The organism is Bacillus sp. 0102A (assembly GCF_036765155.1).
Taxonomy (GTDB): domain Bacteria; phylum Bacillota; class Bacilli; order Bacillales; family Bacillaceae; genus Bacillus; species Bacillus subtilis_G.
Map to the genome: position 1 here is coordinate 229,968 of NZ_JBAIZW010000008.1, position 24,130 is coordinate 254,097.

Genomic DNA, 24,130 nt, shown 5'->3' on the forward strand with positions numbered 1-24,130 from the left:
CACATCTGACAAAAGGGCGGAATAGGCGAATGGGGATCAACAAAAAAACAGGGCTGCGGCAGCCCTGTTTTGGTTTAAATATTTATTGCCTTTTCTGCTACTTGAAATGAGCCTGACTCGTTAGCGTATGATCCTGCATTTAATAATAAACCAGTAAAAAGGAAACCAATCAAACCGGTGCTAATAATAAGTTTTTTCATTATAGCGCCTCCGTAACTTTTAGTATTTGAGTTTGGGCATTAATAGTCCTCTTTAAGAAATTCCTCCCTTCGGCAGAATTTCCTGTCTCAAAATGAAAATCACCTATTTTTTCTGTTAATTCGGCGTATTCAGACCATAAACGTTTCGTTTCCAAATAGTTAAGGCTCTGCTCCACTTCTTTCTCATTATACTCTTCATAAATTGAATAAATGATTGTTAATTTTGCTTTATATTCTTCTTCATTACAATGCAAAGCTAGTTTTAATGCTTTTTGATAAAATAAACGCGCTTCTTCCGGTTTAGAAGATTGATAAAGCACATTTGCCATCATATATAATGTCCTAATGCCATTAGCTGTGTTCACGTGATCTTTCATTTCTAATGCTTTTCTGAAAAAATACTCAGCACCTGTTAGATTTCTACCTCTTGCTGATACAAGTCCTAAGTTGTGGTGGATTACTCCGATAATCCTATTTGCTTGTTTCCCTTTCAAATGTTCAGCCATGTGTAAAGCTTCTTGATAATATGTTTCAGCTTCAGAGAGACGGTGCATATCATACATATTTGCTCCAAACATCATATTGCATCCGATAACTTTAACTTTGTAAAAACAATTGCCTTCAAATAAACTTTTGGCAATTGTTAGATGATTCAATGAAACATAATGTTGGTCGATTTGATAATAAGCATCAGCTAGTTTGTAATGAAATTCTGCTTTTTCGATTTCATCTGTAACTTCGTTTAACTCTTGTTCGGCATCTCGATAATAATGGATTGCCTGGATATATTCTTTTTGATCAAATTCATACATTCCACGAAAAAATAATGAATAATATTTAAGAAGGCCAGTAAGCCTTTTTTGTTGATTTTCAATTTTCTCAAGCAGTTCTGAGAAGCTTGGTCGCTCATATTTCTTTTCTGGCGGTTCTAAGGAATCTAACATCAATTGGTGACGGAAACACATAAGAGAATAATAGAGAAGTAAATCTTGGTCCTGTTCCATTGCCTTTATTTCCTGCTCAACCTCTGACTTTAAAACTTCAGCATCAGGAACACTAAATTGACGAATCATTTTATACCAATCGTTAATCTTAACGCCTACGTGTGAAGATGGTACTGCTGAACCCATGGTTCATCCTCCCTATTCATCCTTTTTATGTAATATTCTATCATTTTCCATATGACGCTTGTCCGCAAAAAAACCGCAAACTTCAAGGAGGCATTATTCAATCTAAAAAAAGAAAAAAACCAAAACAGCTTTCGTTTTGGTTTTTTTGGAATTTTACAACGGGTTCAAAATCCGGTTCAAGAACCGCTGCGTCCGTTCTTCTTTTGGTGCGGAGAAGATTTGCTCCGGCGGTCCCTGTTCCACGATTACGCCGCCGTCGATGAAGACGACTTCGTCGGCCACATCCTGGGCGAATTTGATTTCGTGGGTCACGACAGCCATGGTCCACCCCTCATTGGCCAAATCCTTGATCACCTTCAGCACCTCTCCGACAAGTTCGGGGTCAAGCGCTGAGGTCGGTTCGTCAAACAGCATGAGTTCAGGCTGAATCGCCAGAGCGCGGGCGATGCCGACGCGTTGCTGCTGTCCTCCGGAAAGCTGGAACGGATATAAATCCATTTTGTCCTTCAATCCGACTTTATCAAGTAGCTGAATCGCTTCTTTTCTGACTTCCTCTTTGTTCCGTTTTTGCACCTGAACAGGGCCCTCCATCACGTTCTCAAGAGCTGTGCGGTGCGGGAACAGGTGATACGCCTGAAACACCATTCCGGATTTCCGGCGAAGCCGAAGGATATCCGCCTGTTTCACCTTTTTGGAGAAATCGATAGAGAAATCGTCAAATGCAAGTTCCCCGCGATTGGGGATCTCCAGCGCGTTCAGGCAGCGGAGCAGCGTCGTTTTCCCAGAACCTGAAGGCCCAAGTATAGCGATGACTTTCCCTTTTTCAATCTTCATATCTATCTTTTTTAAAATTTCATTTTCACCGAATGATTTGTTTAATTCTGTAACGGTAAGCATACTCGGAACCTCCTTATTTGGCCACGTAGCGGTCAAGACGCCGTTCGATGACATGCTGGACGAGTGAAAGCAGGAAGCAGATCATCCAATAAATAAAGGCTGCTTCAATATAGATCACTAAAATTTGATCAAGATTCCGCGCGCCGATTTCCTGGGCTTTTCTGAACAGCTCAGCGACCAGAATCTGAGAGGCGAGGGATGTATCTTTGATCAGGCTGATAAAGGTATTGGATAATGGCGGGATCGATACCCGAAACGCCTGCGGCAAAATAACGCGGAACAGCGTTTTCTGATGGGTCATGCCAATCGTATAGCCGGCTTCCCATTGCCCTTTCGGCACGGATAAAATAGATGCCCGGATAATTTCAGATGCATAGGCGCCGACGTTTAGTGAAAAGGCGATCACTGCGCTTGGAAATGGATCTAATGTGATGTTAAAAGCCGGGAACAGATAGAAAATGATGAACAATTGAACGAGAAGAGGAGTGCCGCGTATCGCGGATACGTATACGCTGAACACCCATCTTAAAGGTCTCACTTTCGACATTCTGGCAAGCGCTGTAATCAGCGCGATGATCATTCCAAATATAAAGGAAAGAATGGTAAGGGGAATCGTATAGTAGATTCCCCCTGAAAGTATCGGCCAGAATGACTGCTGCACCAGATCCCACGGGATCGCCGTGCCAAGCGTCAATGCCGGCAGATTATTTAGAAACATCTTCGCCGAACCATTTTTTAGAAATGTTAGAAAGAGTCCCGTCCTCTTTCATTTCTTTTAATGCTTTGTTGACTTGATCCACAACCTCGCCGCTTCCTTTGCGGAACGCGAAATAGGTTGACTGCGGATCACCTGTTTCAAACGCGATTTTCACGTTTTTGTTGTCTGATGTTTTTAAGTAGTTCAATACAGCAAGTTTGTCGTTGTATGTCATATCGACGCGGCCTTGCTGGATGAGCTGAAGGGATTGTGCCAAGCCTTCAACGCCTTCAACTTTCGCGCCGGCATCTGTAGCTAATTTGTTGTAGTTGCTTGTCAGTGATTGAGCTGATGTTTTTCCTTTTACATCTGCTTCAGACTTAATGTCGTTGTTGTCTTTTTTTGTTACGACAACAGCTCTTGATGTTGTGTATTTATCAGAGAAATCGTATTTGTCTTCACGGTCTGTTTTTCCGACTTGGTTGGCAATAACGTCAAACCGTTTGGAATTCAGGCCGGCAAACATACTGTCCCATTGTGTTTCTTTAAAATCGACTTTCAGCCCTAGGCGTTTTGCGGCTTCTGTGATGACTTCCACATCATAGCCAGTCAGCTTGTCCGTGTCTTTGTCGTGGAAAGTGAACGGTTCATATGTTCCTTCCGTACCGACTGTCAGCACACCTTTTTTCTTAATTGAAGCCCAAAGGTCGCCGTCTTTGGCGTTGTCTTTTGACTGATTGTCATTTCCTGCTCCGCAAGCTGCGAGCACTGCAATGCTTACGACCATGAATAAAGCCAAAAATGCTTTTTTCATCTTATTCCCCACTTTTCTGGTTGATTTTATTGAAATAAAAAATTAGCTTACAAATCTAAAGGATAACTTTTTTTTAGTATGAGTCAAGTAATTGGTTTTCATAAGGCCATTTCTTTTAAAATAAATCCAAAAATTGCTGTATCGGTTTTGGCAAGTAACTGTCTGTTCTCCACATGACAGCCGGTGTCATAATAAAGGGATTGTTTTCGATATGAACGGTATGAACGTGATTCCTCATATGAACGGGAATCATCGTGACGGGCAGAATGGAAGCGCCGAACCCGGATGAGACGAGACTGAGCAAAGTGGCGGAATCGTGGCATTCGCAAACAATGCGCGGCTCCAGATTCAAACGATGAAATTCATTCATGACCTGATTATAGACGCCTTTTCCGTTGACGGGCCGCAGCAGAATCAGCGGAAAGGAAGGGATGTCTTCCATTTTAATGGTGTCTCCGCACGTATATCCGGCTTCATCGGAAAGCACGAGCACACATGGAATGTCATCAAGCTGTTTGAATTGAATCGTGTCGCTTTTGATGATTGTCGTCGTGACAGCCGCATCGATTTGACGGCTTTCCAGTAATTCTAACAGCGTCGCGGGCTCATTCTCCCAAATATTAAAGGTAAGGTGCGGGTATCTCTCTTTGATCTGTGTCACTTTTTCAAGCATCAGAGCGGCGCAATAGATGGTTGAACCGACGGCTAGCGTGCCGGCTACCTCCTCCTTCAGCTCTTGTACCTCGATGACTGCATCTTCAAACCTGTGCAGAATCTCCTTCGCTCTTTTCAGAAAAATAGTTCCTTCATATGTTAGAGTCATTTGTTTTTTCTTATTTCGGTCAAAGAGAATGACACCAAGCTCATCCTCTAGCTGTTTCAGCTGTCTGCTTAAAGGCGGTTGCGCCATATGAAGCTTTTTGGCGGCGGATGTGATTTTCTTTTCTTGGGCGATGGTAATGAAATATCGAAGCTGTCGAATGTCCAAAAAAATAGCGCCTCCTCATTTATACCTTTTGGGTATTAAATATAGATTTAACAGATATTTATCATATGGATATATCAGGAGTATGATGGAAATGAAAGCAGAATTCAAGCGTAAAGGAGGGGGCAAAGTGAAACTCGTTGTCGGAATGACAGGGGCAACAGGTGCCATTTTTGGAGTCAGGCTGCTGGAGTGGCTGAAGGCTGCGGAAGTGGAAACCCATCTCGTTGTGTCTCCTTGGGCGAACGTCACGATCAAACACGAAACAGGCTATACCTTAAAAGAAGTGGAACAGCTGGCTACATACACTTATTCGCATAAGGATCAGGCGGCAGCCATTTCAAGCGGATCGTTTGATACCGATGGAATGATTATTGCGCCTTGCAGCATGAAATCTCTTGCAAGCATTCGCACCGGGATGGCGGATAATCTGCTGACTCGTGCGGGGGATGTCATGCTCAAGGAGAGAAAAAAACTCGTCCTCTTAACGAGAGAGACGCCTTTGAACCAGATTCATCTCGAAAATATGCTAGCGCTTACGAAGATGGGCACGATCATTCTTCCGCCGATGCCGGCATTTTATAATCAGCCGGGCAGCTTAGAGGAAATGGTCGACCATATTGTATTCAGAACGTTGGACCAATTCGGCATTCGCCTTCCTGAAGCGAAACGCTGGAATGGGATTGAAAAACAAAAAGGAGGAGCTTGATCATGGCTTATCAAGATTTCAGAGAATTTCTCGCTGCCCTTGAAAAAGAAGGACAGCTGCTGACAGTGAATGAAGAGGTAAAGCCGGAGCCGGATTTAGGGGCCGCGGCACGAGCAGCCAGCAATCTTGGCGATAAAAGCCCAGCGCTTTTATTCAATAACATTTACGGCTACAATAACGCGCAAATTGCGATAAATGTGATCGGTTCCTGGCCGAACCATGCGATGATGCTCGGCATGCCGAAAGACACGCCGGTAAAAGAACAGTTTTTTGAATTCGCGAAGCGTTATGACCAGTTTCCGATGCCGGTCAAACGTGAGGAAACAGCGCCATTTCATGAAAATGAAATCACTGAAGATATCAATTTGTTCGATATACTGCCTCTTTTTAGAATTAACCGAGGGGACGGCGGCTACTATTTAGACAAAGCGTGTGTCATTTCCCGCGATCTTGAAGATCCAGACAACTTTGGCAAACAAAACGTCGGCATTTACAGAATGCAGGTCAAAGGAAAAGACCGCCTTGGCATTCAGCCTGTACCGCAGCACGATATTGCGGTCCATCTGCGCCAAGCTGAAGAACGCGGCATCAATCTTCCGGTCACCATTGCGCTCGGTTGTGAGCCGGTCATTACAACGGCGGCATCGACTCCGCTTCTTTATGATCAATCAGAATACGAAATGGCGGGCGCGATTCAAGGCGAACCATATCGCATTGTGAAATCAAAGCTGTCTGATCTAGATGTTCCATGGGGCGCCGAAGTGGTGCTTGAAGGTGAAATCATTGCCGGAGAACGTGAATATGAAGGTCCGTTCGGTGAGTTCACAGGCCATTATTCCGGCGGCCGCAGCATGCCGATTATCAAAATTAAACGCGTATATCACAGAAACAATCCGATTTTTGAACATTTATACTTAGGCATGCCTTGGACAGAATGCGATTACATGATTGGCATTAACACTTGTGTGCCGCTTTATCAGCAGTTAAAAGAAGCATATCCGAATGAAATTGTGGCTGTGAACGCCATGTACACACACGGTTTAATCGCGATTGTTTCCACAAAAACCCGCTATGGCGGATTTGCGAAAGCCGTCGGTATGCGCGCACTCACAACACCGCACGGACTTGGCTACTGCAAAATGGTCATTGTCGTTGACGAGGATGTCGATCCATTCAACCTGCCGCAGGTCATGTGGGCGCTTTCCACCAAAATGCATCCGAAACACGATGCGGTCATCATCCCGGACTTATCTGTCCTGCCGCTTGACCCGGGATCTAACCCATCAGGAATCACTCACAAAATGATTCTTGACGCTACTACACCTGCTGCGCCAGAAACAAGAGGCCACTATTCACAGCCGCTTGATTCACCATTAACAACGAAAGAATGGGAACAAAAACTAATGGACTTCATGAACAAATAAGGAAAGGATGATTCGATATGCATACATGTCCTCGATGCGATTCAAAAAAGGGAGAAGTCATGAGCAAATCGCCTGTAAAAGGCGCATGGGAAGTTTACCAGTGCCAAACATGCTTTTTTACATGGAGATCCTGTGAGCCGGAAAGCATTACAAATCCCGCGAAATACAGTCCGGCGTTTAAAATTAATCCGAAGGAAACTGAAACAGCAATTGAAGTTCCGGCTGTGCCGGAACGAAAGGCTTGATCAGCGTGAGTTGTATATCAGACCGTCTCTTTGAGCTGCTTGACGGGAATCGCCTGAAGGAGAAGCAGCAGGAGGCTTTCGTTCTGCAAACGGTATCGGAGGATGGCTGGCCGCACGCCGCTATGATCAGCGTGGGAGAAATTATCGCTCTAAGCCGGACAGATATCCGAATCGCTCTGTGGAAAAACACAGTGACTGCCGCCAACATCCTTCGGACAGGAAAAGCGCAGTTCACGGCATGGTGGAAGGGATCAGCCCATTATGTAAAGCTGCAATGTGAGCCTTTGCCGCCTTTGCAAGAAGCCGAATATGACAGAGAACGTTTTGCCTGCTGCGTCGTTTCGGTGAAGGAAGACGTTGCTAAATATGCTGATTTGACTTCCGGTGTCCGTATCCGGCTTCACAGCCCTGATAAGGTGCTGAACAGATGGGAAAAGACGCTTGAGGAATTAAAACAGTAATATAGACAGCTCGAAAAAAGTGAATCGTTTTTTTAGAAACAGCCGGTCTTGAGAGAAAGAAACGCTTTGAAAAAGACATCGCGAATTTGCAGCAAGACATTAAAAAAGATCCTGAGAGACGCTTCGTACACATGTGTACGAAGCGCTGAGGCGAAAAGCTTTTATCAAGAGCGGCCGCATGCTGCTCTATGGGATGGTGATTTCACGAATATGCCGATCATTGATGAATGATGGGGCCATACATTTGCCGGGTTTGTCTTATTAAGCGGTTAGCAGATGTTCAAATGCCGGTGTCCATCGGATAAGGGAGATATGAATACCTGGTCGCCCCTGTTGCGCTGTGGGATATTGTTGACGGTTTATATTCCCATGTGGAGAAGGTAATTTTTGAGGGTAGCGGCCATCAGCCGATGCTGGAAGAATCGCAAGCCTTAGATCAAAGCTTCAGCAAAAGGACGGATAAATAAGAAACAGCCCGCAGGTCAAAATCCGCGGGCTGTTTCTTATTATAAGACCCCTTTCATCGCACGCTTGATGATCGGCGAAAGCAGCAGAAGAATGCCGCCAAGTACGATAGAAATCAAGCCGATGGTGCCGAAGTAAGTTGTTTCAGGAATTTTATCAAATAATCCGGCTACTTGGGCATTGATCGCTTGGGCTGCTGCGTTAGTCAGAAACCACATACTCATTGTCTGTGCAGAGAATGCAGCTGGCGCCAGTTTCGTTGTGACGGATAAACCGACTGGAGACAGGCACAGCTCTCCAAGCACGACAAGCAGGAAGCTGAGAACGAGCCAAAGCGGGCTTACGAGTGCTTCTTTTCCTTGCATAGCCGGGAATACCATAATGATAAATGACAATCCAGCTAGAATAATTCCGATTGAGAATTTAACTGGTGTGGACGGCTGGCGTTTGCCGAGCTTCATCCATAGCCACGCGAAAATTGGCGCGAAAATGACGACAAACAATGGGTTTAATGATTGGAACCAAGATGACTGAAGTTCTAATCCGCCCAATGAAAGCCTTGTGCGTTCATCAGCGTATACCGCAAGAATGGTCGCTCCCTGTTCCTGAATGGCCCAGAACATGACAGCACCGATAAACAAAGGAATGTAAGCGGCAAGACGAGATTTTTCTGTTTTGTCCGCTTTTTTGCTTGTAAACATGATGATGAAGTAAACAATAGGAATCAAAATACCGAGAATACTGACAAGGTCGATGAAACCATTGACCGTCAGCACGCCTGTTTGTACAGAAATAATCACTGCGATCACCACAATGATAACACCGATTCCAGTACCAATCGCAGATTTTTTAGACAGCGGATTCGGCACATTTGAGCCTGCAAGCCCGAGGTTTTTCTTTCTTGTCAGAGCATATACGATAAGCCCGAGAAGCATTCCGACTGCGGCAGCTCCGAAGCCAAGATGATAGTTGTACTTCTGTCCGAGTGTTCCGACAATTAACGGCGCGAGTAAACCGCCAAGGTTAATCCCCATATAGAAAATACTAAAACCTGAGTCGCGGCGCGGGTCTTCTTTCGTGTAAAGATCTCCAACCACACTTGAAACGTTTGGTTTTAATAAGCCTGTTCCGATAATGATAAGTGCCATGCTGATATAGAATGCTGTCGCGCTGCCCGGATAGGCGAGTGCAATGTGGCCGAACATAATGAATATGCCGCCGTAAAACACGGTGTTTGCGGTTCCGAATACCCGGTCAGCGAGCCATCCGCCGATAATAGTGGACATGTATACGAGTGATCCGTAAATTGACATAATGGCAACCGCTGTGCCTTTGTCAAAGCCAAGCCCTCCGTTTACCGTCTCTGTATACAAATAGTAAAGTAAGATTGCTCTCATTCCATAGTAAGAGAAACGCTCCCAAAATTCGGTGAAAAATAGCGTAAATAGTCCCCGCGGGTGACCAAAGAACCCTTTTTGCGGGACGCTTTTGATGATACTTTCGTTATCAATCGAAGCCATGTCAGCCAAACCCTTTCTTAAAAAAGTGTATTATAAAAATCATATTCTTATATAATACTTGTGTCAATATAATTTATACGCATTTCAAATAGTTCCATAATGGAAAAGTTATAAATGTATAAAAATAGTGATTTTGTCCTAATGATTAAATCCTTTTTCGTAAGGTTTTATTACAAAACGATTCCTTTATATTTTTTCAATAAAATTTTAGAGAGATGTACAAGCGGATCGGGCCTTTGTGAGTATCATGATAGTAATCATGGAGAAGGAGGCTCGCAATTGGCTGAATTCATATTAAATGCGGCGGATTTCGGTATTTCAGGAGATGGTAAAACGGATTCAACAGAACTGATTAATCAGTGCCTCAGTACGGCTGTTTCGAAAGGATATCATACGGTCTGGTTTCCAAAGGGAACCTATTTAATAGACGGAACGCTTGGAGCAGATCCTAATCAGAAGTTTCGAAACGCGGGGATTAAAGTTCCCGCCAACCTTGAGATTGTGATGGACCCCGAGTGTATCATCAAAGTCATCCCGAACAGTTCGTGGGGTTATTCCGCATTTTATGTAGGCAAGCAAGAAAATATCACCATTTCCGGAGGACAAATTATCGGCGAACGCGATGAGCATACGTATGCGTCCGCGGGGGTAAGGTCAACCCATGAATGGGGCTTCGGCATATGTATTGAAGGATGTTTGAATGTCGTCATTGATGATGTCAAAATTTCTGATTTTACCGGCGACGGGATCATTGTCAGTCCGAGGGGATTAAAGACAAATAATGATTATCGAACGTCAGAGCATATTACCATTCGCCGCTGTGAGGTTCGGCGGTCGAGGAGAAATAACATTTCTATTACCGGATGTGACAGGGTCACGGTGGAGGAATGCGTGATTGAAGACGCCGGAACGGGGAATGGAACAGCGCCGAAATTCGGAATTGACATAGAAGGATATGGCGAAGGCGATGTTGACTATGAAGAACCGATCAATGTATCCATTCGCAATAACCATTTTATAGGGAATGTCTCAAGTTCTGTGACCAATTTTAACGGGTACGGCATTTCAATAGAAGGAAACCACTCAGACAATACCATCAGCTATGGGTATGGAGCGCAGACTGTGATCAAAGGAAATATTCTCAGACGGGAGAAAGACGCGGCTCTTGCGCCTAGAGTCGGGATTACGGGACTCGGTGTGTCACAAGGAAAAGAGAGCAGTGATGCGGTGATCGCCGGCAATCTCATTACCGGGTTTTCAACCGGGATTGATGTCAGGGGAAAGAGCGTGCTTGTCACGAACAACAAAATCAGCAACTTTGAAAACACAGGGATATTGGTTTATCAGTCATCCGACGTAAAGGTAGACGGCAACCAGATTCAAAACGGACTGTCTGAAACAAGGCGCAGTACCGGCCTTCGCGCAGTGCTGTCAGATGATACCGCATTTCTGAATAACTGCCTCATTCAAGTCATTGACGGCGTGAATATTTCCGGGGGCGAGATGATCATTAAAGATAATGTGCTGAGAAAATTCAGCCGGGGGATCTGGATCGCTCAAGGAAACGCGGTGATTGAAGGAAATACACTGAATCCTGACGCGTTTGAAGCAGCCCCAGAATCATATACTGTTTCTGTTACAAACAATGCGAGCGCTATCATCAAAAACAATACATGTAAAGAGTTTAAAAATTACCCGATTTACTGTTCCACAAGTGCGAAAACCTCAATTATCGGCAACCACTTTGAAAGATCTCCGCTTTTGGTCACCGTCTATATCAACGCCGGTGTGCATGAGATTTTGGATAATACCATTTCAGTCAACAGAACAGCCGGAAATCCGATAGTCATGTATATCAACGGTTCTGCGGGCTCTATCATTTCTGGAAACACCATCAATAACCTCTCCGCAGGCACGGCGACAGCCATTCAAACAAACACCTCAACCAATTCGAAAATCATCGGCAATCGCATTTTCAAAGGAACCATCAGCAAACATAGCAGCGATACCGCAGACGGCAATATAATCGTCTGAAAAAACGCCCCTTCTAGGGGTTCTTTTTTTTTGATTTATACATCAAGAATATTTCTCTGCTCAATTCCAACATAAAAAATAAAAACACAATCCACTCAGCAAACGTTGTCATTTTGAAGCTGGACATATTGTTGTATATGGCTTTTGTCAAACTGAACCCTTGCAGCGTGTCCATGAAAACAGAAATAACTAACAGACAAAACAATAAAAGCGCAGTCACGCCTAATATCTTCAAGATTGATCACCCTCCGCCTATTATTTTCTATCTTTATCAGAGAGTTATACCGTTCGCCGGACACATGCATAATTTTAACGCCTAAAGGGAGAATATGAGAAAACGACAAAGAAAGGTATTTGTGTATGCCTTTATTTTCAAAGCGAAAGAACATTACCGATGCAAAAGACAAGCAGAATACAGAAGAAAAGAATCACGAACAGCAGAAAGAAAAAGAAAGGCCGGTTCTCATTTCCCCAAGTTTGGAAAAAAACATAGCGGAAATGAAGAAGGAAGTCGGAAGCAGCGCTGATGTCATCATTCGCGAGATCAAAATCGGGGAACAGGAGCGTGTCCGCCTCGCCGTTATTTATATTGCGGGTCTGGTCGATAATAACACGCTTCATGAATCCTTAATTGAGCCTTTGGTTGAGGACCAGTCCATTCAAAATTCTCATGCGATCCAGCAGATTCTAGAAAAAACGCTTCCGCTGGGCGGGGTGAAAGCGGATAAGGATTGGGACAAGCTTTTTTCTGAATTAATGCTCGGCAATGCGCTGGTTTTTGCAGACGATTCAGAAGAGGCGCTGATCTGCAGCACACAGGGCGGAGAACAGCGCTCCATCCAAGAGCCGAGCACCCAGGTGTCCTTTCGCGGCCCGCGCCAAGGGTTTACAGAGTCTCTTCAAACCAATATTTCCATGATCCGACGATACATCAAAAATCCGAATGTATGGGTAGAGAAAATGAAAATCGGATCTGTAACACACACGGATGTCGCGCTGATGTACATTCATGGCATTTGTGAGGAAAAGGTGCTGAAGGAAGTTCGCTCACGCCTGAAAAGAATAGATATTGACAGTATTTTAGAGTCGGGATATATCGAGCAGCTGATTGAAGATGAAACATTTACAACGTTTCCGACCATGTATCATACAGAACGCCCTGATGTTGTAGCGGGAAATCTGCTGGAAGGAAGATTTGCGATCCTTGTGGATGGAACGCCGTTTGTTCTGATTGCCCCGGCCTTATTTGTTCAATTCTTTCAGTCTGTTGAAGATTATTATTCGCGCTTTGACATTGCGACAAGCATAAGGATTCTGCGGGTTTTAGTCTTTTTTATTTCACTTGTGGCGCCGGCTGTTTATGTGGCGGCCACGACGTTTCACCAGGAAATGATTCCTACACAGCTGTTGGTTGTCATTGCCGCTCAGCGGGAAATTGTCCCATTTCCGGCTGTTGTCGAAGCACTCACGATGGAGATTGCGTTTGAGATCCTCAGAGAAGCGGGAGTCAGGCTTCCGCGTGTCGTCGGCTCGGCGGTGTCTATCGTAGGTGCGCTTGTTATCGGGCAGGCCGCCGTACAGGCTGGCATCGTCTCTCCGGCCATGGTCATCATCGTTGCCCTCACGGCTATTGCCAGCTTTGCAACACCGGCGTTTGCGATGGCGATTTCAGCCCGGCTCATTCGGTTCATCTTTATTATTGCATCAGCTGTTATGGGATTTTACGGGCTTATTTTAGGAATTATTATCATGATTGTCCATTTATGCAGCCTTCGTTCCTTTGGCGTTCCTTATATGTCGCCGCTTGCTCCTTATTCTTCTCAAGGCGTAAAGGACACGCTGTTTAGGGTGCCGTGGTGGGCCGATGAAAAACGGCCGGAATCAATCAGTAAGAAAGATAAAGTGCGCCAGTCAAAACATCAGCGGCCTTTGCCCGACGCTTCACGCGGAATGGTGAACAAAGAACTGGAAGAAGGGGATAAGGATGATACGTAATCGTGTATTAGCCGTTATCATGCTTTTAAGCATCATTGTGCTGCCCGGCTGCTGGGATAAGCGGGAACTGACGGACCTGGCGATTATTTCGGCAATTGGCATCGATAGAACAAATGAAGGAAACTATGTACTGCATTTTCAAATTATCAATCCCGGAAATGTAGCCGGCGGGCTTCAGGGAGGCGGCGCGGGAGACAGGCCGCCTGTATCCGTTTATTCGATTGAAGGCGACAACATGACGGAAGCGCTGAGAAAAGCCTCCATGAAAGTATCAAGGCGGCTTTACTTTGCCCATACGAATCTGATCGTGATCAGTGAAAAGCTGGCGAAAGAGGAAGGGTTGGATTTTGTGTTAGATAATCTTGACCGCGACACAGAATTCAGAACAACAGCCACAGTGGTCATCGCTCATAAAACAAAAGCGGAAAACATTGTGAAAACCCTGACCCCGATTGACAAAATTCCGTCAAATAAAGTCAATAAAACACTCGACTTTACACAGGCCCAATATGGGCGGGTCATTAAAACAAATATTCAGGACGTCATAAAAACTCTTGCTGCTTCGACACAAGCGCCGGTCATACCCGGGTATTTGATGATCGGTGACAGCGAAAAAGGGATCAGCCTGGAAAACACACAGACGACTGATCCGAAAGCGATTCTTCAGGCGAACGGTTTAGCGGTCTTCGATAAAACCGGCCATTTAAAATATTGGATTGAAGATGATACGGTAAGCTCCGGTGTGGTTTGGCTTAAGAATCAAATTCAGCACACGTATATTAATGCCGATTGGGGCAAGACAAAAGATGCGGTAAGCTTACAGATCACGCATCAAGTCACAAAGCTAAGCCCCGAGATGCGCAACGGCCGCCCGCGAATTCATGTTCATGTCACTGTCGAAGGCATCATAGACGCGGTCAAATACCCGTTTCAATTGTCTGATCCAAAGGTGCTGGCAAGTATCGAAAAAGCGCTAAACAAAGAATTGGAACATGAAATCAGCAGAACTGTTAAAACCATTAAAAAGAATAAAATAGATTTTATCGGATTTGGAGAGACGATCTACAGAAAGTATCCGAAGCAGTGGGAAAAAATGAAACGCACATGGGACAAAGAGTATTTGCCTGAACTGCCTGTCGATGTAAAGGCGGAGACGTATATCAGAAGAACGGGATTGCGTAATAATCCGATCAGGCACCAGCTTGACCATGAATAGGCCTTGGAGAAAGGGGAAGTGACAGATGGAAAAAGCCCAAATCAGCATAAGGCAGCTGTTTGTCATGATTATCATTTTTGAGCTGGGCAGCTCCTTATTGATTACCCCGGGGACGATTGCGGGCCGTGATGCCTGGATAGCAGTGCTTTTGGGCTGTGCGGCCGGTTTGTTTCTGTTTTATTTGTATCAGGGCATATACCAATGCTACCCGGACTTTTCCCCGAAAGAATATATGGATGAAATGCTCGGCACTACGCTCAGCTGGATTTTTTCTTTTCTCTATATCTTATACTTTGCCTATATTGCCGCACGGGTGCTGCGTGACTTCGGAGAAATGCTGCTGACGTTTGCATATCATGATACACCTATCATTATTGTCAATGCGCTATTAATAGTTGTAAGCATTTATGCAGTCAGAAAAGGGATTGAAGTGCTGGCCCGGTCAGCGGAACTTCTTTTTGGGGCCATGTATTTATTAGGTGCGCTCGGTCTCGTACTGCTTATTGTATCAGGCTCTGTAGAACCGCAAAATTTAAAACCAGTTTTAGCAGACGGCGTTTATCCTATCGTTCACTCTGTTTTTACGCAAACGATGTATGTACCGTTCGGTGAGGTTGTTTTATTTGTGATGATTTTTCCTTATCTCAGTGATCGTAAAGGTGTAAAAAAAACGGGGATGCTTGCCATGATCATCAGCGGATTGGTTGTGACGCTTACCGTGGCCATTAATATCAGTGTGCTTGATGGTGATTTGACATTGAGATCTCAGTTTCCGCTATTAAGCACAATTCAGACGATCAAGGTTGAAGAATTTTTAGACCGTCTCGATGTCTTTTTTATGCTGGCGCTGATTATCGGCGGTTTCTTTAAGGTCAGCCTTTATTTATACGCGGTGGTGGTGGGCGCGTCCACGCTTTTTAAGGAAAAGAACCCTTCTCAACTGGCTTATCCGATGGGATTTGGCATCTTAGTCCTTTCCATTACAATTGCGACCAACTTTTCGGAGCATTTGAACGAAGGCCTGAATGTGGTGCCGCTCTATATTCATTTGCCTTTTCAGTTTTTGTTTCCGCTTTTCTTGTTTATCATAGCCGTTTGGAAAAAGAAGAGAAGAGAGAAATTAAAGCCGTCGGAAGAAAAGAAACAATAAAAAGAGCGGGGGGATGCAGCCGCCGCTCTTTTTACGTTCACTTCTATATAAAAGGGGGATATAGGTTGCGCCCCTGTCTGCACTGGCAGAGGCGCGTTTTGTTATACGACTGCGACGTTTTCCTTCACAGTAAAGCTTCCTCTTGAAAGCCTGATGTTGATGTCCGATACTTTCGCAATTTGCTCATCGTGCGTCACCATGATGACGCATTTATTTTCCTTGTGCGCCAGATCTTGAAAGAGCCGCACAATTTCTTTTGATGTATCCTCATCAAGGTTCCCTGTCGGTTCATCGGCTGCGATGAGATCCGTGTCACAGCAGAAAGCCCTTGTAATTGAAACCCGCTGCTGCTGTCCGCCGCTCAGTGTCAGCACTTTTTGCCGGGCTTGTTTTTCATTGATGCCGACCTTCTGAAGCATTTCCAGCGCGTACGCTTCTTTGTTCTTTTCTTTAGAACCTGTGATTTCCATGGCGGTTGTGACGTTTTGAAGAGCCGTCATATATGGGAGCAGGTTGTACGCCTGAAAGACAATTGATACATATTGATTTCTGAAATTTGTTAAGCCGATTTTGGAAACAGCTTTTCCGCCGTAAAGAATCGTTCCTTCTTTTGGTGCGTCAAGTCCGCCTGCCAGAGACAGGAAAGTGGTTTTTCCTGTCCCTGATGTGCCGACGATCGTGTAGAATTTTCCTTTTTGAAAGCTGATGTTGATATCCTGAAACAATGGTTGGCTCTTGTCTTTATACCAGTAGCCGACTTGTTGAAATTCTAATAAGCTCATAGGTTTCGCCTCTTTCTATTCCTGTTTTGTCAATATCGTTTTTGGATGGAGCCGCAGTACTGAAATAGACGGCAGCAATGTTGCGATGATGGCGATTAAGTTGCCGATTCCGCCAAGAACAAGCATGTCGTTCATAGAAACCGCGACGTTCAGTGAATCAATGACATTCGTGTTTGCTGAGCTGTGGCCGAACATTCCGCCCATGCCGCCGCCAGGCATTTGTCCGCTTTGTGCGCTTGCGTTTTGCGTTGAATCAGTTGATGAGCTGACCTGCTGGGATAAAAGCTGATTTCCGAGCTGGTTTGCGACTAGATTTCCCGTCACTGATGCAAGACCGATGGCGATAACGGCCACGATCAAAATCTCAGCTAAGAACTGTCCGATCAATTTCCAGCGTTTTTCACCGATGGCCATTAAAACGCCCATCTCATATTTTCGTTCTCTGATTGACATCATAACAATCAGGCCGAGAATGACCGCGCCAGCCGCTGATACAAGGTACACGACGTTTTTAGAGAATGAAGCCACATTTTCAATCGGACCGACCATTTGCTGGTAAAGCTGGTCGTTTGTATTCAGTGTGTACGTATCGAAATCAATTGATGTTTTCTTCGCTGCTTTTACGAAATTATCCATATTTTTCGCATCGTCCATATAGTAAACAGCTGAGTCAATTGTGTTTTTATAGTCGTCACCTTTCAGCGCCGCTGTTGTTGTGTAAGGTGTGTACAGCTTGTTGTAAGGATTTAAAAAAGAGAAATTCTGGGCTTGGTCGTCGCCTGAAGACGTTGTTTTATAGATACCGACAATCTTCAGCTTCACCGTTGTATCTTCATCCGTTGCTGATTCAATTGTGATCGAATCGCCTACGCTTAAATCATTTTCTTCCGCTAATGTTTCATTAATCACTGTTACTTTTTTGCCGACGTCTGATTTTGTAATCGCGCGTCCGTCTGTGATTTTTGAATCTCCGTCAGAGAAATCATCGACTAACGCTGTGCTGATGACACCTTCAATCGAAAGATCGGCTTGAACCATTTGCGGTCCGCCTTGTCCGCCGCCTTGGCTGTTTTTCGTATTTGTGCTTGAACTGCTTGAACTGGAATCACTTGAACTAGAGCTTTCAATCGCATCAAAGTTTCCCGCGTTGGCTGAAGCAGACGTGATGTAGTTGTAGCTCTTCACATGATCAAGTGCTGCAAGCTTATTCGCATCAGACACTTTGATCAGTGTTGATTCGAAACTGCGCTTTTCTCCGCTGTCCTGCTGTTTTTCCATTTGCTTTTGGCGGTCCACCTGGAGCGTCACGCTTCCGCCGAGCTCCTGTCTGGCCAGTTCGCTTGATTTTTGTGCTGCCGACTGAATGGTGAGGCCTGACAGAACAAAGACACATATGACTGTAAACACAAATAATTGCAATAACGTTTTTCCCTTTTTCGCCTTCATATTCCAAAAGGCCCGTTTGATAAAGTTCATGTATGTTCCTCCGTATAGGTATTTTTATTGATAAGGCCGCCTATGGAGCGGGCCCGCTTGCTGTTAAATTAATAGTAGTCCTAAGGTATGAAAAAACTATGAACAATGTATTGCTAGTTGGTTAAATAAAAACTAACAAATGTGAAACACAAAACCTTCTGTATAAAATGGTGCTATGATATAGAAAAGCATCAAAACAACCGGAGGATACAATGAAAATATTAATGATAGAAGATAACATTAGTGTATGTACGATGACGGAGATGTTCTTTTTTAAGGAAGGTTTTGAAGCGGAATTCGTTCATGACGGGTTAGAGGGGTACCAGCGTTTTGCGGAGGATAATTGGGATCTGATCATTTTGGACATTATGCTTCCCTCTATGGACGGCGTGACCATCTGCAGAAAAATAAGAGAGACAAGCACGGTGCCGATTATCATGCTGACTGCCAAAGACACTGAATCAGATCAGGTTATCGGTTTTGAGATGGGAGCGGACGATTATGTCACGAAGCCGTTCAGTCCGCTGACGTTGGTTGCCCGCATCAAAGCCGTTATCAGAAGATATCAGGCGACAGGCAAGGCGGTTATGGATGATGATATGATCGAATCTGAATGTTTTACAATTAATAAGAAGACGAGAGAAGTATTCTTAAACGGAGAGCCTGTGGAAAACCTCACGCCGAAGGAATTCGATCTGCTTTATTACCTGGTCCAAAATCCGCGGCAGGTATTCTCCAGAGAACAGCTGCTTGAGCAGGTTTGGGGCTATCAGTTCTACGGAGATGAGCGAACTGTCGACGTTCATATTAAACGGCTGCGGAAAAAGCTTTCCAGCGAGGACAAGCCTTTCCTGTATACGGTGTGGGGAGTAGGGTATAAATTTGATGAAGATTAAATATTTATATCAGCTGCTGCTGAGCCATATCAGTATTTTAATTTTAGCGTTTGTCATTATCATTTCTCTCTTTTCCCACTTTGTGAAAGAGTTTGCCTATCAAAACAAAGTAGAGGAATTGACGTCATATGCGGTGCAGATCGCAAACGAATTCCAAGGCGGCCAGATTGATATGCACAGGCTGTACCCGTATCAGGATATACTGGGCACGAGAAAGACAAAGTTTCTCCTCTTTGATGAAAAACAGCAGCCTTATTTTCTTCCTGAAGGGTTCCCGCCAAGGGATAAACTGAAAAAAGAAGAATGGTCTAAGCTGAAAAAAGGGCAGACTGTCATGATTCGATCGGATGGCCGCTTTAATGAAGAAGTTTCACTAGTTGCACAGCCAATCATGATTCAGAATGAATTTAAAGGCGCGGTTGTGCTGGTTTCTCCGATCAGCGGTGTTGAACAGATGGTCAATCAAGTTAATCTCTACATGTTTTATGCCGTGATCAGCACGCTTGCCATTTCCATTCTCGTTAGCTGGCTGCTATCGAAATTCCATGTGAAACGGATTGAAAAGCTGAGAGAAGCAACGGATAAAGTGGCTTCCGGTGATTATGACATTCACTTGGAAAGCAGCTACGGGGACGAAATCGGCGTGCTGGCGTCTGATTTTACGATCATGGCGAAAAAATTAAAGCAATCAAGGGATGAAATCGACCGCCTTGAGAAGCGGAGAAGGCAGTTTATCGCTGATGTATCACACGAATTAAAAACACCGCTGACGACGATTAACGGCTTGGTTGAAGGACTGAACAGCCATACGATTCCTGATGATAAGAAGGAAAAATGCTTCTCGCTCATCAGTGAGGAAACAAAGCGCATGCTGCGGCTCGTCAAAGAAAATCTGGATTATGAAAAAATCAGATCCCAGCAAATTACCTTGAACAAGCTCGATGTTCCACTGATTGAGGTTTTTGAAATTGTGAAAGAGCACTTGGAACAGCAGGCGGAAGAAAAGCAAAACAAGCTGACGATTCAGGTAGAGGATCACGTCATCGTTCACGCCGATTACGACCGACTCATTCAAATCCTCGTCAACATGACAAAAAACAGCATCCAATTTACGCAAAACGGTAACATTTGGCTACGCGGAATAGAAGGATATAAAGAGACGATTATCGAAATTGAAGATACAGGAGTCGGCATCTCAAAAGAGGATATTGAGCATATTTGGGAGCGGTTCTACAAAGCTGATATTTCAAGAACGAACACGGCATACGGGGAATACGGACTCGGTCTCTCCATCGTCAAGCAGCTCGTTGAAATGCATCAGGGCACAGTAGAAATCAAGAGTGAGGAAGGAAAAGGCACAACATTCATCATCCGCCTTCCTTTAACGGCAAAACAGCCATAACATACAGGGCGGCGGCATCATGAGGTGCAACCGCCTTTTTTGCGTATCACTTCGGTTTATTGCGTGCTCCCGAAACAAAGATTGCGTGTTTTTCGGGTTGGGACGGTCTGTAAACATGATAAAATATGACATAAACAGTTTTTGATGGGAGAGGGTGAAGGAATGAAGAGCGGGGTAATTCCTTCTTCAGCGGTCGGTCAAAAAATTAACGAGTGGTACAAATATATCCGCACATTCAGCGTGCCGGATGCCGAAGTGTTAAAAGCTGAAATCCAGCAGGAACTGAAACACATGCAGCATGATTCCAACTTGCTGCTCTATTATTCACTAATGGAATTTCGCCACCAGCTTATGCTTGATTATCTTGAGCCGTTAGAGAAATTAAATATCGAGGACCAGCCAAGCCTGTCTGAATTATCAAGAAACATCGACAGCAACCAGGCGGATCTCAAAGGGTTGCTCGACTACTATGTGAATTTTTTCCGCGGGATGTATGAGTTTGATAAGCGGGAATTTATTTCTGCCATTACATACTATAAACAGGCGGAAAAGAAGCTCTCCTTTGTCGCAGACCATATTGAACGGGCTGAATTCTATTTTAAAATCGCGGAAGCTTATTATTATATGAAGCAAACGTACTTTTCACTGATCAATATAAAAAACGCCTATGAAATTTATGTGGAGCAGGAAACCTATAATGTGAGAATCATTCAATGCCATTTCGTCTACGGGGTTAACCTGATGGATGAAAGGAATTTTGAACAAGCCGCAAGCCATTTTAAATTGGCGCTCGATATGGCCGAAGCAGAACAAAAAGCCCAGCTGGTCGGAAGAGCGTACTACAATCTCGGACTATGCTATTACAATCAAGACATTCTCGACCCTGCTATTGACTACTTTGAAAAAGCGGTCTCCACGTTTGAAAGCAGCCGGATTATCAATTCACTGCCGCAAGCCTATTTTTTAATCACCCTGATTTATTATAAACGGGGAAAACATGATAAAGCTTCGGAATATCACAAGCGGGGCTATGAATATGCTAAAGAAACAGACGATGCAGATTACGCGGTAAAATTCGAATTTTTGAAATCCCTATATCAGGATCAGCCCAATGAAATAGGAATCGAACGATGTTTCCAATACTTAAAAAATAAAAATATGTACGCTGATATAGAGGATTTAGCCCTAGAAGTAGCAAAATATTACTATGAACAGAAATGGTTTAAACTGTCTGCTTCCTACTTTCTAAAAGTTGAAGAGGCAAGAAAACAAATACAAAGGAGTGAAGGTTTGTATGAAATTGAAATCTAAGTTGTTTGTTATTTGTTTAGCCGCGGCTGCGATTTTTACAGCGGCTGGCGTCTCTGCTAACGTGGAAGCACTCGACTTTCATGTGGCGGAAAGAGGAATGACGTAAGAACCAGCCCCTTCTCATTAGTGAGAAGGGGTTTTTTACAGAAACAGCGCCGCAAGACATGTATCTTTCGGCGCTGCTCTTCACCGGAGAATATTTTTCTTAGTATCCCCCGTTATAAAATGCAGTACCCACAATAATCAAGAGGATAAATAACACAACGATCAAAGTAAATGAGTTTCCTCCATAACCTGACATCTTGTGCCACCTCCTTGTGAGATTACATTATCATATGCTGAATGATCACAGAGGATTGGGTATGGACCATATAAAAAACAAAAACGCCGTAAGATTAATTTGTCTTACGGCGCCATACGAGGTAAGTGAAAAAGGTTTAGTAGAAGCCGCCGCCTACATAAGCCGCTCCAACAATAATCAAAAGAATAAACAATACAACGATTAAAGCGAATGAATTATTGTAACCGCCGCCGCCAGTGTATCCTGACATAAGGCTTCACCTCCCTATAATGGATACTATAAGATATGCAGAACAGATCCGTTTGTCAGGGCCATTAGAGGACAAGAGAAAAATGGACACAGCTATGAGCCAAATGGGCATAAAAAAATAGCAGGCGTTTGCGCCCGCTATTTATGTAATTAAGAGATCAGTACGCCCGCGAAAAATTCATGATATAACGCTTGAACGGCTTTTCTTTCTTCGGCTTCTTTTACGCCGAACATCATGCTTACTTCAGATGATCCCTGATTGATCATTTCGATATTCACTTTTGCCTCTGATAATGCCTTGGCCGCTCTTGCCGTTGTGCCGACATTGTGGCGCATCGCTTCTCCAACAACCATAATCAGTGCGAGATGATGCTCGACAATCACTTCGTCAGCGTGCAGCTCCTCTTGAATCTGTTTGATCACGCTGCGTTCAGTGACGGCATCCATTTGACCCTCCCGTAAGATGATGGTCATGTCATCAATTCCCGATGGAACATGCTCATACGTCAAACCATGCTCCTCCAGAATTTGAAGGGCTCTGCGGCCAAATCCGATTTCTCTGTTCATTAAATATTTGCTGATATAAATGCTGCAAAAGCCGGTATCGCTGGCAATGCCGACGACAGGACCGTTTGTGTTATCCCGCTTGCTTGCGACGCGGGTGCCTTGGGCTGACGGGTTGTTCGTATTTTTGATTTGTACGGGAATCCCCGCTCTGAACGCCGGAATGAGCGCTTCATCATGAAAAACTGAAAAGCCCGCATAGGACAGCTCCCGCATCTCTCTGTATGTCAGTTCGCTGATTTCCTTTGGATTCTCAACGAAGGACGGATTGACAGAGTACACAGCGTCCACGTCTGTAAAGTTTTCGTACAAATCAGCTTGAAGTCCGTTGGCGAGAATGGAACCGGTAATATCAGAACCGCTCCGTGAGAATGTGATCACATCGCCATCCTTGCTGAATCCGAAAAAACCGGGAAAAATAATGAGGCTGTCACGTTCCCGAAGACGATAGAGGTTTTGATAGGATTCAGGAAGAACTTGCGCGTTGCCGGGTTCATGTGTCACAAAAAGGCCGGCATCCTTCGGGTTGACATATTCCGCTTTGACGCCTTTATGGCGGAAATAGGCGGCGATCAGCTTGGCGTTGTTATCCTCCCCGCTGGCTTTGACTGCATCAAGATATTGCTCAGGATTGCTTTTATCTCCTTCTAAAAGCGTAAACAGATCATCGCGGATTGTTTCGATAATGCTTTGCTCCAGCTGAAGCTCATTTGCGATGAGGGCATACCGTTCCACAACAGCTTCTGCCAGTTCAGGGGAGCTGCCTGATGCCAAATATTGTTCTGCACATGAGATTAAGAGATCAGTCACTTTCGTATCCTCAGCATAGCGTTTTCCCGGAGCTGAAACGACTACAGCTTTCCGTGCCGGGTCTGAGGTTACGATGTCAAACACCTTTTCAAGCTGGGCGCCTGAAGCGAGTGAGCTGCCTCCGAATTTAACGACCTTCATGTTTACATCTCCTAATGTTTAAAATTTTCACACAAATTTAGTATTTATTATCTCTCTTTCAGACCTGTAAATCAAGGGGTAATTTCTTTCTGGAGTGAACATTTGTATTTTCCGTGAGGAATTATGTCAGGTAAACTACCTGTATGCATGCGTTTTGAAGATAAATATGGTAAACAACCTAACGATTTGGGATGGAAAATGATTAGAATGATTAGTAAAATTAAATACATGACTAGGTTAATATTTTGAAAGAATA

25 protein-coding genes and 1 pseudogene are annotated in these 24,130 nt (G+C 44.3%); 13 read left to right on the forward strand and 13 right to left on the reverse strand.

The features are described 5' to 3' along the window. Positions 1–74 precede the first annotated feature (74 nt). The 6 genes from V6D41_RS18275 to bsdA all read right to left on the reverse strand — a co-directional run bounded on the left by V6D41_RS18275 (position 75) and on the right by bsdA (position 4,726). On the reverse strand, positions 75–200 hold the full coding sequence (locus V6D41_RS18275) for a hypothetical protein (RefSeq protein WP_333519191.1): 126 nt from the start codon (positions 198–200) through the stop codon (positions 75–77). Further along, positions 200–1,330, reverse strand: coding sequence for a Rap family tetratricopeptide repeat protein (locus tag V6D41_RS18280; RefSeq protein ID WP_333519192.1), 1,131 nt, complete (start codon positions 1,328–1,330; stop codon positions 200–202). The genes V6D41_RS18275 and V6D41_RS18280 overlap by 1 nt, the downstream gene beginning before the upstream one ends. A gap of 153 nt (positions 1,331–1,483) precedes the next feature. Beyond that, a complete protein-coding gene (gene tcyC / locus V6D41_RS18285) occupies positions 1,484–2,227 on the reverse strand; it encodes a cystine ABC transporter ATP-binding protein TcyC (protein ID WP_333519193.1) in 744 nt (247 codons plus the stop codon). A gap of 13 nt (positions 2,228–2,240) precedes the next feature. Beyond that, positions 2,241–2,945: a cystine ABC transporter permease TcyB gene (gene tcyB / locus V6D41_RS18290; RefSeq protein WP_148962972.1), complete on the reverse strand. Its 705-nt coding sequence runs from the start codon at positions 2,943–2,945 to the stop codon at positions 2,241–2,243. Next, entirely contained in the window at positions 2,932–3,738 is an 807-nt protein-coding gene (tcyA, locus tag V6D41_RS18295; RefSeq protein WP_333519194.1) for a cystine ABC transporter substrate-binding lipoprotein TcyA, read from the reverse strand. The genes tcyB and tcyA overlap by 14 nt, the downstream gene beginning before the upstream one ends. A 115-nt stretch (positions 3,739–3,853) precedes the next feature. Then, positions 3,854–4,726, reverse strand: a complete 873-nt coding sequence (gene bsdA / locus V6D41_RS18300) for a transcriptional regulator BsdA (RefSeq protein ID WP_333519195.1) — start codon at positions 4,724–4,726, stop codon at positions 3,854–3,856. 91 nt (positions 4,727–4,817) lie between these two features. Between bsdA and V6D41_RS18305 the strand changes: the two genes are divergently transcribed. The 5 genes and pseudogenes from V6D41_RS18305 to V6D41_RS18325 form a co-directional block, all read left to right on the forward strand. Beyond that, positions 4,818–5,432 carry a non-oxidative hydroxyarylic acid decarboxylases subunit B gene (locus V6D41_RS18305; RefSeq protein WP_333519196.1) on the forward strand — a complete coding sequence of 205 codons (615 nt, stop codon included), beginning with the start codon at positions 4,818–4,820 and terminating at the stop codon, positions 5,430–5,432. Between the two features lie 2 nt (positions 5,433–5,434). After that, positions 5,435–6,856 (forward strand): phenolic acid decarboxylase BsdC, encoded by a 1,422-nt coding sequence (gene bsdC / locus V6D41_RS18310; protein WP_333519197.1) that lies wholly within the window; start codon positions 5,435–5,437, stop codon positions 6,854–6,856. Between the two features lie 17 nt (positions 6,857–6,873). Then, the gene (gene bsdD, locus V6D41_RS18315) at positions 6,874–7,101 is read left to right on the forward strand and encodes a phenolic acid decarboxylase subunit BsdD (protein WP_333519198.1); all 228 of its coding nucleotides are present in this window, start codon (positions 6,874–6,876) and stop codon (positions 7,099–7,101) included. Then, entirely contained in the window at positions 7,098–7,562 is a 465-nt protein-coding gene (locus V6D41_RS18320; RefSeq protein WP_333519199.1) for a pyridoxamine 5'-phosphate oxidase family protein, read from the forward strand. Before bsdD ends, V6D41_RS18320 begins: the two co-directional genes overlap by 4 nt. 29 nt (positions 7,563–7,591) lie before the next feature. Continuing rightward, positions 7,592–8,029, forward strand: a pseudogene (locus V6D41_RS18325) (alpha/beta fold hydrolase); the annotation flags it as partial. 39 nt (positions 8,030–8,068) lie between these two features. Here V6D41_RS18325 and V6D41_RS18330 read toward each other — a convergent pair. Then, positions 8,069–9,547 (reverse strand): peptide MFS transporter, encoded by a 1,479-nt coding sequence (locus V6D41_RS18330; RefSeq protein ID WP_333519200.1) that lies wholly within the window; start codon positions 9,545–9,547, stop codon positions 8,069–8,071. Between the two features lie 279 nt (positions 9,548–9,826). Between V6D41_RS18330 and V6D41_RS18335 the strand changes: the two genes are divergently transcribed. After that, positions 9,827–11,581 (forward strand): right-handed parallel beta-helix repeat-containing protein, encoded by a 1,755-nt coding sequence (locus V6D41_RS18335; RefSeq protein ID WP_333519201.1) that lies wholly within the window; start codon positions 9,827–9,829, stop codon positions 11,579–11,581. Positions 11,582–11,594: 13 nt separating this feature from the next. Here the strand turns inward: V6D41_RS18335 and V6D41_RS18340 are convergent, their stop codons facing one another. Further along, positions 11,595–11,816, reverse strand: a complete 222-nt coding sequence (locus tag V6D41_RS18340) for a hypothetical protein (RefSeq protein ID WP_148962981.1) — start codon at positions 11,814–11,816, stop codon at positions 11,595–11,597. Between the two features lie 125 nt (positions 11,817–11,941). Here V6D41_RS18340 and gerKA point away from each other — a divergent pair, with 125 nt between their 5' ends. From gerKA to V6D41_RS18355, 3 genes are read left to right on the forward strand one after another with little or no spacing between them, the layout of a single operon-like run. Continuing rightward, positions 11,942–13,576 carry a spore germination protein GerKA gene (gene gerKA / locus V6D41_RS18345; RefSeq protein ID WP_333519202.1) on the forward strand — a complete coding sequence of 545 codons (1,635 nt, stop codon included), beginning with the start codon at positions 11,942–11,944 and terminating at the stop codon, positions 13,574–13,576. After that, on the forward strand, positions 13,566–14,792 hold the full coding sequence (locus V6D41_RS18350) for a Ger(x)C family spore germination protein (protein WP_333519203.1): 1,227 nt from the start codon (positions 13,566–13,568) through the stop codon (positions 14,790–14,792). The genes gerKA and V6D41_RS18350 overlap by 11 nt, the downstream gene beginning before the upstream one ends. Positions 14,793–14,817: 25 nt before the next feature. Next, positions 14,818–15,942, forward strand: a complete 1,125-nt coding sequence (locus tag V6D41_RS18355) for a spore germination protein (RefSeq protein ID WP_333519204.1) — start codon at positions 14,818–14,820, stop codon at positions 15,940–15,942. Positions 15,943–16,043: 101 nt separating this feature from the next. Here V6D41_RS18355 and V6D41_RS18360 read toward each other — a convergent pair whose 3' ends face one another. Further along, on the reverse strand, positions 16,044–16,724 hold the full coding sequence (locus V6D41_RS18360; protein ID WP_289346457.1) for an ABC transporter ATP-binding protein: 681 nt from the start codon (positions 16,722–16,724) through the stop codon (positions 16,044–16,046). A 15-nt stretch (positions 16,725–16,739) separates the two neighbouring features. Further along, positions 16,740–18,200, reverse strand: coding sequence for an ABC transporter permease (locus V6D41_RS18365; RefSeq protein WP_333519205.1), 1,461 nt, complete (start codon positions 18,198–18,200; stop codon positions 16,740–16,742). Positions 18,201–18,412: 212 nt separating this feature from the next. Here V6D41_RS18365 and yclJ point away from each other — a divergent pair, with 212 nt between their 5' ends. The 4 genes from yclJ to phrC all read left to right on the forward strand — a co-directional run bounded on the left by yclJ (position 18,413) and on the right by phrC (position 21,915). Next, a complete protein-coding gene (gene yclJ, locus V6D41_RS18370; RefSeq protein ID WP_333519206.1) occupies positions 18,413–19,096 on the forward strand; it encodes a two-component system response regulator YclJ in 684 nt (227 codons plus the stop codon). Continuing rightward, a complete protein-coding gene (locus tag V6D41_RS18375) occupies positions 19,083–20,498 on the forward strand; it encodes a sensor histidine kinase (RefSeq protein ID WP_148962988.1) in 1,416 nt (471 codons plus the stop codon). Before yclJ ends, V6D41_RS18375 begins: the two co-directional genes overlap by 14 nt. A gap of 162 nt (positions 20,499–20,660) precedes the next feature. Then, a complete protein-coding gene (gene rapC / locus V6D41_RS18380) occupies positions 20,661–21,809 on the forward strand; it encodes a response regulator aspartate phosphatase RapC (RefSeq protein WP_333519207.1) in 1,149 nt (382 codons plus the stop codon). Beyond that, the gene (gene phrC, locus V6D41_RS18385) at positions 21,793–21,915 is read left to right on the forward strand and encodes a phosphatase RapC inhibitor PhrC (RefSeq protein ID WP_333519208.1); all 123 of its coding nucleotides are present in this window, start codon (positions 21,793–21,795) and stop codon (positions 21,913–21,915) included. Before rapC ends, phrC begins: the two co-directional genes overlap by 17 nt. 99 nt (positions 21,916–22,014) lie before the next feature. On the opposite strand, the gene V6D41_RS18390 is transcribed toward phrC, so the two are convergent. The 3 genes from V6D41_RS18390 to V6D41_RS18400 all read right to left on the reverse strand — a co-directional run bounded on the left by V6D41_RS18390 (position 22,015) and on the right by V6D41_RS18400 (position 23,874). Then, on the reverse strand, positions 22,015–22,110 hold the full coding sequence (locus V6D41_RS18390; RefSeq protein WP_148962990.1) for a YjcZ family sporulation protein: 96 nt from the start codon (positions 22,108–22,110) through the stop codon (positions 22,015–22,017). Between the two features lie 136 nt (positions 22,111–22,246). Beyond that, positions 22,247–22,360 carry a YjcZ family sporulation protein gene (locus V6D41_RS18395; RefSeq protein ID WP_039075856.1) on the reverse strand — a complete coding sequence of 38 codons (114 nt, stop codon included), beginning with the start codon at positions 22,358–22,360 and terminating at the stop codon, positions 22,247–22,249. Between the two features lie 149 nt (positions 22,361–22,509). Next, the gene (locus V6D41_RS18400; RefSeq protein WP_333519209.1) at positions 22,510–23,874 is read right to left on the reverse strand and encodes an aspartate kinase; all 1,365 of its coding nucleotides are present in this window, start codon (positions 23,872–23,874) and stop codon (positions 22,510–22,512) included. Between the last annotated feature and the right edge of the window lie 256 nt (positions 23,875–24,130).